The organism is Paenibacillus glacialis (assembly GCF_001637205.1).
Taxonomy (GTDB): Bacteria; Bacillota; Bacilli; order Paenibacillales; family Paenibacillaceae; genus Paenibacillus_AQ; species Paenibacillus_AQ glacialis.
In genome coordinates, this window is record NZ_LVJH01000029.1 from 154,138 (window position 1) to 167,501 (window position 13,364).

General features: G+C 39.2%; 14 protein-coding genes. 9 read left to right on the forward strand and 5 right to left on the reverse strand.

The window, feature by feature from the left end:
• Positions 1 to 34 precede the first annotated feature (34 nt).
• The 5 genes from PGLA_RS16725 to PGLA_RS29110 all read right to left on the reverse strand — a co-directional run bounded on the left by PGLA_RS16725 (position 35) and on the right by PGLA_RS29110 (position 2,955).
• Positions 35 to 661 (reverse strand): FMN-dependent NADH-azoreductase, encoded by a 627-nt coding sequence (locus PGLA_RS16725; RefSeq protein WP_068534864.1) that lies wholly within the window; start codon positions 659 to 661, stop codon positions 35 to 37.
• Between the two features lie 106 nt (positions 662 to 767).
• The gene (locus tag PGLA_RS16730; protein ID WP_068534867.1) at positions 768 to 1,622 is read right to left on the reverse strand and encodes a DUF4097 family beta strand repeat-containing protein; all 855 of its coding nucleotides are present in this window, start codon (positions 1,620 to 1,622) and stop codon (positions 768 to 770) included.
• Positions 1,619 to 2,176 carry a DUF1700 domain-containing protein gene (locus PGLA_RS16735; protein WP_068534869.1) on the reverse strand — a complete coding sequence of 186 codons (558 nt, stop codon included), beginning with the start codon at positions 2,174 to 2,176 and terminating at the stop codon, positions 1,619 to 1,621. Before PGLA_RS16735 ends, PGLA_RS16730 begins: the two co-directional genes overlap by 4 nt.
• Positions 2,169 to 2,498, reverse strand: coding sequence for a PadR family transcriptional regulator (locus tag PGLA_RS16740; RefSeq protein WP_068534872.1), 330 nt, complete (start codon positions 2,496 to 2,498; stop codon positions 2,169 to 2,171). Before PGLA_RS16740 ends, PGLA_RS16735 begins: the two co-directional genes overlap by 8 nt.
• Before the next feature lie 217 nt (positions 2,499 to 2,715).
• Positions 2,716 to 2,955 carry a hypothetical protein gene (locus tag PGLA_RS29110; RefSeq protein ID WP_068534875.1) on the reverse strand — a complete coding sequence of 80 codons (240 nt, stop codon included), beginning with the start codon at positions 2,953 to 2,955 and terminating at the stop codon, positions 2,716 to 2,718.
• A gap of 742 nt (positions 2,956 to 3,697) precedes the next feature.
• Here PGLA_RS29110 and PGLA_RS16750 point away from each other — a divergent pair.
• The 9 genes from PGLA_RS16750 (at position 3,698) to PGLA_RS16790 (ending at position 13,198) form a co-directional block, all read left to right on the forward strand.
• Positions 3,698 to 4,528 carry a hypothetical protein gene (locus PGLA_RS16750; protein WP_068534877.1) on the forward strand — a complete coding sequence of 277 codons (831 nt, stop codon included), beginning with the start codon at positions 3,698 to 3,700 and terminating at the stop codon, positions 4,526 to 4,528.
• 95 nt (positions 4,529 to 4,623) lie between these two features.
• Positions 4,624 to 5,373 (forward strand): hypothetical protein, encoded by a 750-nt coding sequence (locus PGLA_RS16755; RefSeq protein ID WP_068534880.1) that lies wholly within the window; start codon positions 4,624 to 4,626, stop codon positions 5,371 to 5,373.
• A gap of 203 nt (positions 5,374 to 5,576) precedes the next feature.
• Positions 5,577 to 6,383: an SDR family oxidoreductase gene (locus tag PGLA_RS16760; RefSeq protein WP_068534883.1), complete on the forward strand. Its 807-nt coding sequence runs from the start codon at positions 5,577 to 5,579 to the stop codon at positions 6,381 to 6,383.
• A 190-nt stretch (positions 6,384 to 6,573) separates the two neighbouring features.
• On the forward strand, positions 6,574 to 9,084 hold the full coding sequence (hrpB, locus tag PGLA_RS16765) for an ATP-dependent helicase HrpB (protein ID WP_068534886.1): 2,511 nt from the start codon (positions 6,574 to 6,576) through the stop codon (positions 9,082 to 9,084).
• A gap of 290 nt (positions 9,085 to 9,374) precedes the next feature.
• Complete coding sequence (locus tag PGLA_RS16770) at positions 9,375 to 9,896, forward strand: GNAT family N-acetyltransferase (protein ID WP_245700013.1); 522 nt, start codon at positions 9,375 to 9,377, stop codon at positions 9,894 to 9,896.
• A gap of 16 nt (positions 9,897 to 9,912) precedes the next feature.
• Positions 9,913 to 11,073: an acyltransferase gene (locus tag PGLA_RS16775; RefSeq protein ID WP_068534889.1), complete on the forward strand. Its 1,161-nt coding sequence runs from the start codon at positions 9,913 to 9,915 to the stop codon at positions 11,071 to 11,073.
• Between the two features lie 302 nt (positions 11,074 to 11,375).
• The gene (locus tag PGLA_RS16780; protein ID WP_068534892.1) at positions 11,376 to 11,735 is read left to right on the forward strand and encodes a replication termination protein; all 360 of its coding nucleotides are present in this window, start codon (positions 11,376 to 11,378) and stop codon (positions 11,733 to 11,735) included.
• 195 nt (positions 11,736 to 11,930) lie between these two features.
• On the forward strand, positions 11,931 to 12,311 hold the full coding sequence (locus tag PGLA_RS16785; RefSeq protein ID WP_068534895.1) for a DivIVA domain-containing protein: 381 nt from the start codon (positions 11,931 to 11,933) through the stop codon (positions 12,309 to 12,311).
• A 251-nt stretch (positions 12,312 to 12,562) separates the two neighbouring features.
• Positions 12,563 to 13,198: an NUDIX hydrolase gene (locus PGLA_RS16790; protein ID WP_068534898.1), complete on the forward strand. Its 636-nt coding sequence runs from the start codon at positions 12,563 to 12,565 to the stop codon at positions 13,196 to 13,198.
• Positions 13,199 to 13,364: the final 166 nt, after the last annotated feature.

Genomic DNA, 13,364 nt, shown 5'->3' on the forward strand with positions numbered 1-13,364 from the left:
AAGGGTCTTGTCATATGTTAATCATTAAATAATATTAGAAGTTTAGAGCTGCTTCAGAAGCTTGTTTCATTCCTGCTTCAACAATACTTGCTGCTTGGTCAGGAGATTGGTTATGTCCTTCAACGATAACCGTAGTCACATCTTGTACACCGAATAAATTCATGTTGTACGATACGAAGTTAACAGCCATTTCAGCCGTAGCCATAGGACCTTCAGAATAAACGCCACCACGTGCGTTAAGAATAGCAACCTTCTTGTCAGTCACAAGTCCTACAGGACCAGTTGCTGTATATTTGAAAGTTTTACCTGCCTGGTTCAAATAATCGATGTACGTGTGAAGCACTGCAGGAACAGTCATGTTCCACAATGGGAAAGCAAATACGACTTTGTCAGCTGCTAGGAACTGATTCAAGTATTTAGATACATTATCAGCAGCTTCTTTTTCTTCTGAAGTAGCCTCCATACCTTGTGCTGCTTTATATAATCCCATAATGATCGTGTTGTCGTAGTAAGGGAGATTCTCTGCAAATAGATCGAGTTCTATGATTTCATCGTTAGGATGAGATTGTTTGTAGCTGTCCAAGAAAGTTTGGTAAAGTTGAACACTTACTGCTTGTTCTAGGGGGCGGTTATTAGCTTTTACAAATAAAACTTGTGTCATGATGATTAAATCTCCTCTGCACTATATATTTATTATCAACTATGAATAGTATAGTACTATACTATTTGGTTATTTGTCAAAAATTTTAAAATGGATTTGGCTCAGTTTAGTTGTTTTGTGTGATGTTGATATCCCCTGAGTTCGTGCGAACTTTAATCAAATCCTTGGTTAATCTTAACGATTCAGGTGAATGAATATTACCGTAATTGGCATTTACATCGAAGAAGCCCTTGAAATTAGGATCGGCAGTTAGTGTAACATTACCGGACTTAGCGGAAATATCTAAGGAAGATGCTCCTTTTTGTATTAATTCAATATTACCTGAATTTGCCTTGAACGTACCTTCACCAGCATAATTGCTAATATTCATATTTCCTGATTGAACAGAGGCTTGGAGATTACTTTGAATATCAGTACCCGTAATATTTCCTGAGTTAGCTTCGATTCTTAGTTGTTTCGCGAAGATGGATTCGAGATTTAAATTACCAGATCTCGATGTGATTTCAATATTGTTGGCACTCAGATTAGTTACTGACCCATCGCTTGAAGTGAAATGAAGGCCAACTTCTTGAAGTTGATTTAAATCAGGTAATGAGACGATCAGAGTCGCTTTTTGAGATTTGAATGAAATGCTAAAGAATTGAACAACGTCATCCTCCATGGTGATTTCGAATTGTCCATTCTTAGGAGTTATTTGATTTAGCTTGGAAATCAGTGCATCTTCAAATAGGCCGTTTAGTTCAATGCTCTGGGTACCGTCCGTACTTTGAACAAACTCAACATCCGTTGTGTATTCGCTAGTTACAATGAGATGACTTAAGGTGTCGTTATCTATTGTCCATTTCTTATTATATTCCGTAAGCTTATCACCAAAGTTAAATTGATTAGAAGACATACCTATGATTCCTATAACGATCAGAATAAAACCGAAGATCCCAAGTCTGAAGACTTTGTTGTTCATTTGATACTGCCCCCTTTAGTGATGTTGATATTCCAATTAAGGTAAGACCTGCTTATCGTTGCTAATCCTTTGAAAGTAAACATGACAGCTATAGTCATCCAAAGACCAAACCCCATCGCTGTCACAGCAGCAAATCCCTTAGCGACGGAAAATGTATCATTAATGAAGTATTCTGGAACGAGAAGAAGGGGGCTGAGTAGGAGCCCTATTGATCCTGCACATAAACCTACCCAACCCGACCATAGGCCAATCAATAACGGGACGATAACAATATTAATAAAGAAGTGACCTATGTAAATAAAAATATTGCGTGTTAAAGATACGGTTGTTTGTGTGCTTGTATGTGGATCTTGTATCGTAAATCGATCGCCTAATATTTCTCTAACTAATTCAAATGGATCTCCAAGCTCATGTGCAATTTGCTCTTCGGTCTTCCCATTCTGCATACCATAGGTGAAATGGGATTCGTAGTCATTGAGTAATTCGTTTCTCTCCACTTCCGTAATGGATGTAAGATGGTTCTGCATTATAAATAGAAATTGTTGTTTATTCATGCTCAGTTCCTTCCTCAATCAGATTGGAAACATCCTTAACAAAGCCTTCCCATTCAAGGATGAGACGGGTCAAATAAGAATTGCCAAGGGGTGTGATTTGGTAATATTTGCGAGGGGGTCCCTCAGTAGACTCTTGTAAATAAGTCGTGCAATAGTTGTCGTTCACTAATCTGCGGAGCAGAGGGTAAAGAGCCCCTTCAGCAACTTCAATGTGCTTAGATATGGACTGTGCAAGCTCGTATCCATATTGATCTTTACGCTGGATTAGGACGAGTACGCAAAGTTCCAATACTCCCTTTTTAAACTGTACACTTACATCCATGGTAGGCACCTCAATTCTTTCTGATGATCTAGTAGTATTTTGTATGTAGTACTGATTATTAAACATTAGTGAATGAGCAAATTATAATATACGGTACTGATTAATGCAATACACTGAATTAATAATGATGTTGAAATGGAAATAACCACAATAGAAAAGACACATCCTCCACTAAGGACAGTGTCTTTTCTATTGTGGTTATTGTTGTGTTCAAATGTTAATAAAGAGATAAAGCTAATGAATCATCCTCGCTCTTGCTGTGTAGAATAGCTTCTGAACCTACGATTTCGATGCTTATAAGAGAGTCCAAGCATTTTTTTAATGCTCTTTTGCCATTTTGAATTTTAAGTTCAAGTGTATGACTAAGTAGTCTTAATGTTTTTTGGACAGGCTGTTTGTTCTCTGTGCTAAAATACACCGGTACTAATTTGTTTTGAAAGTTGATTAACATGGTCATTGAAATCACCCTATTCCTTTCATAAATCTATTCTATTCATTTTTTCTTAAAATCACCTTAAAACTAGATTATAAATAGCTAAAGAATTAAAAAAATACTAGAGTTAGTCTAAGTCGTGAACGAACCTAAAACAATGAAATTATATATATTGAACTAAAGTTTGCGCTCACAAGTTCAAGCATTTCTAAAGAAATTCATGAATAGGAGAGTTCGTCTTTAGTTCAATCTATATAGATAAAGATATGTGGGCTCATATTACCATTGTATCCACTTTATTTGTAATGAATATCCCAGATTATCTTAATAAGTAAGAGTTACTATGATAAGATAACGCAAATTGACTGGTTTTTAGATGGATGTTACATTTAAATGAAGAAAAATTACGACGTTATAATGATGGTGTAACTTGAAAATAAGAGGATGTATCACTCGAATACGCTATATCGTGGAAGTTTTAATAATTTGATAACTATTCCATTATGTTATATATATCAATAATCGTCATGATACATTTGACCTAGATCACACCACTAAATATAAGTTTTTTTTTGAAACCTTTATTGGAATCAATTAATAGTTTAATAGAGTTAGTCCATCTTTCAAAGGGTCAAGATTACTACGTATTGGATATTTTAATAGGGATAAAGCCACAATTTCGTATGTAGAGCAATGAAACACTCGTATGGGTGTTAGAAAATTTGCGTCATATGGCATGTTGTGGTTTTTCGGAAGGAGGAACATAATGTTCTCGACTAATGCTTCTTTGCAAGACTCAATTATACTAGATAATAAGGAGTTTTTTTTTCTTGCAGGGATTTTGGGTTCAGACCATTTACTTGGTGTCGAAGATCCCTTTGAAGGGCGCTTGGCAGAAGAAATAACTGACGAATGGCATAAAACCAAAACTTTATTACTTGAAAAAGGTTATTTAATTAGGGATAAGAATGAGATTCAGCTTTCTATAACACCCTTGGTATTCTCTAGGGTTGCTATTGCATGTTTAGCTGAACGTGCTTGTTGGATCAAATATAGCATTTGTGACGAAATACACGAAAGTTACCTACATGTTTCGAATGAACGGGTAGTACGAGTATGTAAAACAAATGACCTTACTGCATGTTATATGTTGGACGATTTAGGAACTATTGAAGAGGCTTGTTGTAGGATAATGGGTGAAATAGATATGCAAGATGGTTCTCATTCTGACTTGCCCGCATTATTCTTCTCCCAACAACATTTTAATGAACTATACGAGAAATCCCACGTTCTTGATGTTGATGCATTAAGCAATAAGTTTGCTGAAGTAACTGACGATTTAGAAGGTTCGATCTCATTGGCTAAATCTTTGAAATTCCTTTCTGGTGAAGGTGAATTTTATCTCTCGAAATGGACGGGACTCACATGGGAAACACAGCAAGCAGCGTTCTTAATGAATGGTTCGGTAAACTGGCTAGTCCGCAGAAGTATAAAGAGCGATCAGGATTGGCTTGTCGCAAGTCCAACTTGCAAGGAAAAATTTCAAAATATGTTACTAATGTGGTTGAAGCAGTCTTCACAATCTGATGTGAGGTGAAAATCAACGTATTACTGCTACGTTGAATCCACAGGTTTGGACTTTAGTAGACCCTAAATTAATTGTTGTAAAGCAATCCTCACCTATAGGAGGTAATGATGATTATAAACCCTGAAGTGGTGAAAATGTTTCATTACATAAGTTCTCAGAATGAAGAGCAAAAAGTTTCAACGTATCATGGACACCTTACATGTCGGTATGGTTATGGAAGAGCAATGAAGACGGCTCTGCAAGGTAGATCTGGGCAGGATTTTCTTGGTGTACATATTAAAGATGATATTTGTAACTTTGTTGTATGTGATGGCATAGGCACAAGCAACCAAGGAAACTCGACTACAAGATATTTAGGTAATACGTTGATGGACTGGCTAGATTCGACTATAGATTGGTCGTCCAAGGAGTTTCTATCCTATATGGAGTATATTCCGGTCATAGCTATGAAGGAGTTACAGAACCCGACTCCCTTAGATACAATGTACATATGTGGACGGATAGAACTACCTACGCTTGAAAAACCCATCGGAAGAATATGGATGGCTTGGCAGGGAGTTTCTCGTCTAAGGTTCTGGCGGAACGGGCTCGAAGTAAGTCAGTACTTCAAGGGCACTATGCGTAAGGAAGAGTGGTGGTCGATTTCTGAAGGACCACTGGGTGGATCGCCACATGTATATCAAAGCCGTCTGGAGTATGGCATACCGATGAGACTGCAGGTGTATACAGATGGACTTCATGATTTAGATCCTATCCATGAACGACTACCTGACGAGCAGATTCAGATTCTTTTGGATGCACCGCATACGGATGGTTTAATAGAAGATGCGGCTTTCTTGGAACTTGAATGGTGATAGAATCTGCTACTTAAATGGATGGAACCATAATATATTGAATTTATAGTATTGTTCATAGAGGTCGTGCATCTTTTCTTTCGAGAAGGTGCACATTTTTGTTGTTGGTATTTGGATTTTTATATTTTTTCTTATAGTCGTGATTAAGGAACCATCCTTTTGGGGTAATCTGAGTTACAAGTACACTAAAAGGAGAGGTCCATATGAGCGAAGAACATATAAATACGAAACGTTTTGTAGGACAGACAGCCATTATAACAGGTGCGGGCTCCGGTATTGGAAAAGCATCTGCGATTAAATTGGCTCAGCAGGGTGCTAATGTGGCCTTATTCGATCTTCTCAACGATAGGACAACAGATACGGAACAGGAAATAAATCGTATACGTGAGGGTGCAGCAAGGGCATTTGATGTGGATACGTCGAATGCAGAGCGTGTAGAGAAGGCTGTACTTGAGACGGTTGAGCTATTCGGTGGTGTTGATATCGTGTTTGCTAATGCAGGAATTAATGGGGTTCTGTCTCCAATTGAGGAGATGGATTTCGAAGATTGGCAGCAGACGCTACGTGTCAATCTGAACGGAACCTTTTTAACGTTGAAATATACGATTCCTCACCTCAAAAAAAATGGGGGTAGCGTTATAATTACCAGTTCAATTAATGGGAACCGAACGTTTTCTAGTTTTGGTATGTCTGCATATAGTACTTCGAAAGCGGGTCAGGTTGCTTTTACCAAGATGGCTGCATTAGAGCTTGCTCGGTATAAGATTCGCGTGAATGTTATTTGTCCAGGTTCGATCTCAACGAACATCGACCAAAGCACGGAAAAAACAGAGGAGCTAAAGGATATCATTATTCCTGTGCAATTTCCTGAAGGAAGTCAGCCTTTAGCAGATGGTCCAGGAGATTCCCGGCAAGTCGCTGATCTAGTGAGTTTTCTAGCATCCAAAGAAGCGAGTCATATTACCGGGGCAGAAATAATTATTGACGGTGCTGAATCGCTATTGTGCTAATCTTTGACTGTTAGAAAAGGGTATCATCCTGGAAGGGATGGTACCCTTTTTATGTTATTAATCAAGTAAGAGGGGACAAGCCGTTCGCTCCTACTCAATTGGGTCTATAGATATTGGAAGTGGCTTGGCTATATAATAGGCAAGAACCTTAATAAGGAATCCAGTAAGGGATTCATATGGAGAAGATACAATGCATGAATTACCTATAAACGATGTATTACCACAGCTGAAAGACAATTTGAGTCGAAATAATTCAGCTGTTCTTATAGCAGAACCAGGTGCAGGTAAAACGACACGTGTACCATTGGCATTACTTGATGAGCCTTGGCTTGAAGGCAAGAAGATTATGATGCTTGAACCTCGAAGATTAGCCGCACGTTCTGCTGCTCACTTTATGGCTTCTCAACTAGGAGAACGAGTGGGTGAAACGGTAGGTTATCGCGTAAGAATGGATAGTAAGGTAGGGAAGACGACACGAATTGAGGTCGTGACAGAAGGGATTCTGACACGTATGCTACAGAACGATCAAGCACTTTCAGATATAGGTATCCTCATATTTGACGAGTTCCATGAACGAAATATTCATGGAGATCTTGGTTTGGCACTAGCCTTAGAATCCCAAGGTGTGTTGAGGGAGGACCTGAGGATTCTAGTCATGTCGGCCACGATGGACGCAGCCTCGGTGGCTTCCCTGCTTCATGATGCTCCTATCATCCACTGCGTTGGACGCCAGTTCCACGTGGATACGGTTTATGTGCCTAATCCAGCCCATGTTTCGATGGAGAAAGCGATGTCTTCGGTAATTCGTGAGGCATTGACCAGTCATGAAGGGAATCTTCTGGCTTTTCTTCCGGGTGTGGCTGAGATTCGTAAGGTTAAGCGGGAATTAGAAATGATGACCTTACCGGATGAAATGGTGATCAGGACATTATATGGACAGTTGACGTTGTCTGAACAGAGTGATGCTATTCGAATGGAAGCGGATGGACGTCGTAAAATCGTTCTTGCCACTTCGATCGCTGAGACCAGCTTAACGATGGAGGGTGTACGTATCGTTGTAGATAGTGGCCTTATGAGAACGCAAGTTGTATCCTCGCGAAGTGGGATGTCTCATTTAACGACAGTTAAGGTATCGAAGGCATCTGCTGATCAACGAAGAGGAAGAGCGGGACGAACTGAATCAGGTACGTGTTACCGATTGTGGAGTCCACTGGAACAAGATTCCCTCCAGATTGCTAATACACCTGAGATCATGAGCAGTGATCTCTCATCACTTGCACTCGAAATTGCTGTATGGGGAATTCAAGATCCGAAGGAATTACGATGGATCGATACGCCATCCGAGCTGGCTTTTGGTCAAGCAGTTGATCTATTAAAGAGGCTTGGTGCAGTGGATCAGAGGGGCCGGATTACTTCACATGGTCGTCAAATGGCTCATGTTGGGATGCACCCCCGTATGGCTCATATGATTTTAAAGGCTATTCCACTTCAATGTGGCAAGTTAGCATGTCGACTTGCAGCACTACTGCAGGAGCGGGATATATTCAAAGGGAATAGAGCCTTCAATAATAGTGATATCTCGACTAGAATGGAGCAATTGATTCTGTGGGAGAATCAAGGCATGCCAAACGTGGATGATCCGTCACTAGATGTGGCAGCCATGCATCGTATTATTCAGGAGACACGTCAAATAGGGACCAATTTGGATTTGAAACTGCAGTCTAGTGCACAGACAGATTGGTGCGGTATCTTATTATCATTTGCTTATCCAGATCGAATTGGTCAGGGAAGAGGAGACGGAAGATTTCTATTGGCAAGTGGACGCGGCGTGGAGATGTCGATGGTTCAGCCACTGAGCCGCTCGGAATATATCGTAGCGGCAGCTGTCGATGATCGAGGAATTGAAGGTAGATTGTTACTGGCTGCATCACTATCCGAATCTTCGTTATATCGTTATCAACAGGAGCTCATTCAAGAAAAGGACATGATCCTCTGGGATCATGAATTGCAGGGGGTTAAAGCTCGGCGTAGATGGTCATTAGGTGCATTGATGCTCCAAGAGAAAGCCTACCCGAAGCCACCCGAAGAAGAAGTGGCATATGCTTTACTTGAAGGTATTAGAGAAGAAGGCTTACAACTGCTACCATGGAATAAAGTATCCACACAATTACGACAACGGTTGTTATTTATGCATTTCATAACGCCTTCGCAATGGCCTGATGTTTCAGATGAAGCCCTTCTTGCTACAATGCAAGATTGGTTACTGCCTTCTATATATGGGATGAAGAATCGTAATGATCTACAAAGGTTACAATTGACGAGTATTATCGAACAGTATCTTCTGACGTGGGATCAACGCCGAGAGTTAGACACCAAAGCGCCGACCCATATGACAGTTCCTAGTGGGTCGCGAATTTCGATAGATTATAGTGATTCTGACCAGCCGAGGGTAGCTGTGAAATTACAGGAAATGTTCGGATTACTAGAAACGCCTCGTATAGGCGGAGGTCGCATACCGCTAACACTTCATTTATTGTCACCAGCACAACGTCCGGTACAGGTAACATCAGATCTGGCTAGTTTCTGGCAAGGCGCTTATTTCGAGGTGAAAAAAGATCTAAAAGGTCGTTATCCTAAACATTATTGGCCGGATAAGCCATTAGAAGCGATACCTACACGTCGCACGAGACCTCAGCAGTAGCGAGGAGCACACCTTAATAATCAACAACTCATATGAATTCTCTTAAGAACGTTTACTTTAGTATGGATGCTTGTAGACTCTGCTTCTCCTGGAACAGAAGTGTATCATGTATTCCATGATAATAAATCATTGAATGCAAGTCGTTATGACTCAGAAGTGAACAGTGGCTTAAATACTTTGTCTAATAAACCTTTTGTATAATAAATTTTCTAGAACTTTAACAAAGAACTAAAAATATATGGATACAATAGGTGAAGTAGAGATTGTTATTTACGTAGGGAGGTAATGATATGAGTATAAGTGAAATGAACATGAACAATCTGTCATTCAGTATGATTGTTGAGGAAGATATAGAACCTTTAACTGTGATCATGACTAGGGCATTTGATGAGGATGCTCGAATTCATCTCGGTGAGGGTCAAACGGATGGACCAGAAGGTTATAATAATGGAGAATTCCTAAGGAAATGGGCATTAAATACATCGAGTGGGGCGTTCAAAATATTGTTAAATGGTGAACTGATTGGAGCGTATATCATATGGGTTAATGATGACGGGAATAATTATTTAGGGAATATATTTATTGATTCATCGATCCAAAACAAAGGAATTGGAGGGCAAGTCTGGGGAGCCATTGAAAGAAGATATCCAGATACGTTGAAGTGGATTGCAGAAACACCGGGGTTTTCCAAGAGAAATCATAACTTTTACATGAATAAATGCGGGTTTCGGCTCGTTGAGATATTAGATCCAGGGGATCTGGACAAAGAAACGTATGTTTTACATAAAGAAATGAGCAGCGTCAAATTGTAATGAGTGGGAGAAGAGAATGGCACACAAGCAAAGAATTACTGAAATAGAACTGTTACGTGGGTTTGCTTTTCTGGCGGTGGCACTACAGCATAGCATTGCGCATTATTCGATTGTAGAGGGTATAGGACTTCATGATGGTGTTCTTATGACCCTATTCTTGATGGCTGCCAAATTTGCGGTGCCTGTATTTATTTTTATAACTGGCATGGTGTTATTCTACAACTATGAGGGTCAATTCAATTACTTCTCTTTCCTGAGAAAACGATTAAGTGACATTATCATTCCTTACGTACTTTGGTCATTGGTTTATTTCTCATTAAATTATGGTTGGAACGAAGGGGTAATTCAGCAAGGTTGGAAATGGTTTCTAATGTTGTTTACGGGTAAGGGTAGCTATCATCTCTGGTATGTAGTGATGATCTTTCAGTTCTATCTGTTATTCCCTGTATTTCGTTACGTCATCTTTAAAGTAAGAAGAATGATTCCACCAGGGGTATATATCGTGTGTATTATCTGTACTGGGTTACTATTTGTGTGGCTAACAGATCATATTTTTACGATAGGAGATCTAATGGCAGGCATTCAGTTACCTGGGATCGCAGCGATGTTTACGAAGTATGTGGACCGGAATTTCATCTTTTTCTTCTTTTATTTTGTATTGGGAGCTTGCGCGGGTCTGCGCCCGGATCTATGGAGAGAATGGATTCGCAAAGGGAAGTGGATCTATGTTAGTTGCTTCTTAGTCCTATTCGGTTACTATACATACATCGTAATCGAGAGTTTTCAAACACCGAGTGGAATGGTCATTAACTTTAATAAAGTAAATTTACTGCGGCCGCTTATGGTATTCTTCCTAGTAAGTTCAATATGTGTGTTTTACCAACTGGCGATGTGGATGAATGAACGTGGTGGAACAAGATACAATAAGATCATTCTTTCCATCGGAAAATACTCATACGGAGCTTATTTAGCACATGCCTTGATGTTAAGAGTTAGTTATACATTTGATGTTCAGTTTTTTGTATATTGGCCTGTTATATTTAGGATGTTGATGTCTTTTGTGATTTGTGTCCTGTTCTCCTATCTCTTGATGATGTTGCTCTCAAGGATGCCTTTTGGCAAATGGGTAGGAGGGGTTCCAGCGAAAAGGAAGAAGCTTGAGACGAAAGCATCGTAGATGCACAGATTTCTTTTGGGAGACCTATTCTAAACTTCGGAATGACTGAAGTTTAGAATAGGTCCTTTTTTTTAAAACATATAGAGTGAATAATACATCATATGAAAAATTCACAATAGAAAATAGAAAAAGATGTACCTAGATACTTTGTATCGTCTTTAACGACGTAGGTATATTTCACATTACAACTCATGTAATAAAAGAAAATGCCGTGAACAAATCATATTGTGCAATTTGGTAAATAGTTGTTTATAATGAGCATATATTGGTTAATGAAGGAAATATGAAAGGAGAAATTATCCATGGCATTCATGATTGCCCAGCGCGCATTTATCAAAGTATATCTAATTACGATGGTCGAACAACAACGAGGATATGGATATCAGATGCTCGAAGAACTTCGGAAGCAATTTAGTAACTACGGTTATTCTCCTCCTCAGAGTGAAATTTACCGAGCTCTTCATGAATTAGTGCAAGAAGGGGTATTATACCGTACGAAGCAGTTGAAGGGAAATGATCCCCGAGTGGATTTTCAAGAAATCGTCCTGTATCACTTTACTGATGAAGGTGAGGCGAAGGCTGAACTATATAAGAAGCAGATCAAGACGGATCTTGATCGTTGTCTTGGGATATTGAATAAAGCGGCTAACGATAATTATTGATTCCTAATGAAGACACGGATAAGAGCTTATGGTGTCTGTTGAATTCTTTCCAAATTGAACAATAGAGATTGGATATTCCTACAAAATAGTGTATCCATTTTTATATAAGCGTGAATTTGTTATATACTTAACAAGTACGTTTACTATTTCACAGTCAAACACATCTTAGATAGTAGATCATAGGAGGTATTCTCATTGGATGAGCATATGCAACGAAGATTAGAGAAACAGAAGAAATTATTTACTCAATTGGGAATTCATCTAGATGCCCGTTCTATCCATGAAAAAGTGTTCAATAATAAGCTCAGAGGGTATGATCCTGATGAAGTCGACACTTTTTTGGACGAGGTTATTAAAGATTATGAACGCTTTTATGCTACGATAGCTGATTTAATGGACAAGTGGCAGGAGCAACAAATTGTCATGCGTGAGCTAAAAGCGGGTATTAAACCAGAACCTGTGATGACACACACCATAGATCCCAAACAATTGGAAGATATCATACTAAATTTGGAACATAATTTGAAGCAATTAAAAACAAAAATCCGGCCTGAACAAGACTTTTTTATTGATTAAATGGGTACAAATCAGGTGTGAGAAGCCCTTTTCGGTATTGCCCTTGTTGAGAGGGAGGGAAGGGCTTTTTAGTAAACTGTAATTTAGAGCGGTTCCTGTAAGACTTGGATTTGTCAATGAAGGAACGGCAGGACAGGTAGAATGGATCTACGATCGTTACATAGATCATGCGATTTATGGATTGCTACGTAGCGAGTGGAATACGCAAACGATTGTGAAATAGTTATTAAGTACACCTAGGGAGAAGACTTATGTCATTAAATGAAACTTTGGATATCTTCAATGATAGAATGAAAAAGATAGGAACGGCAAGTCGGCAGGAGGCACATTTTCTAGGGTTATGGCATCAAACATTTCATTGTTGGGTGTACAGAAATACTAAAGGGCAGAGTCCAAGCTTATTGTTTCAATTGCGTGATTCCAAGAAAGATACATACCCAAGTTTGCTTGATATTTCTTGTGCAGGTCATCTAGTAACCGGAGAGAGTGCCGAGGATGGGGTGCGAGAATTGAAGGAAGAACTTGGTCTTGACGTCTCATTTGATGAGCTACATTCCTGTGGTATCTTTATTGAGGATAATACCATCACTAAGACACTTATAGATCGTGAATTCAGTCATGTTTTTTTGTATGAATGTCATAGGGATGTATCTGAATATGTGTTTCAAGTTAGTGAAGTATCGGGGCTTTACTTCATCAGTATGGATGAATTCCAGCAACTGATTCAGGGGGATATCGATTCAGTAGTTGCCGAAGGGATCTCATTGAATGAAAGCACTGGAGAACGATATGAAGAGAATAGAGAAGTGAGCTTAAGCGATTTGGTTCCACATCCCAAAGGATACTACGATCTGATTCTTCGTGAAATTAGGAGTTTGCAAGTATGATCGGATCAATGGTGGATTAGCGAACAGTGATTTTGTTGAAGATGATGGGTGTATCCAAATGCATAGATCCCAGGACATGCTTAGCCAACATGGTTAAGCTTTTTTTATGCTCAGAAATATGAATGTTATTTAAAAGGGTAATCATGGATGTTAATACAAATCGTCC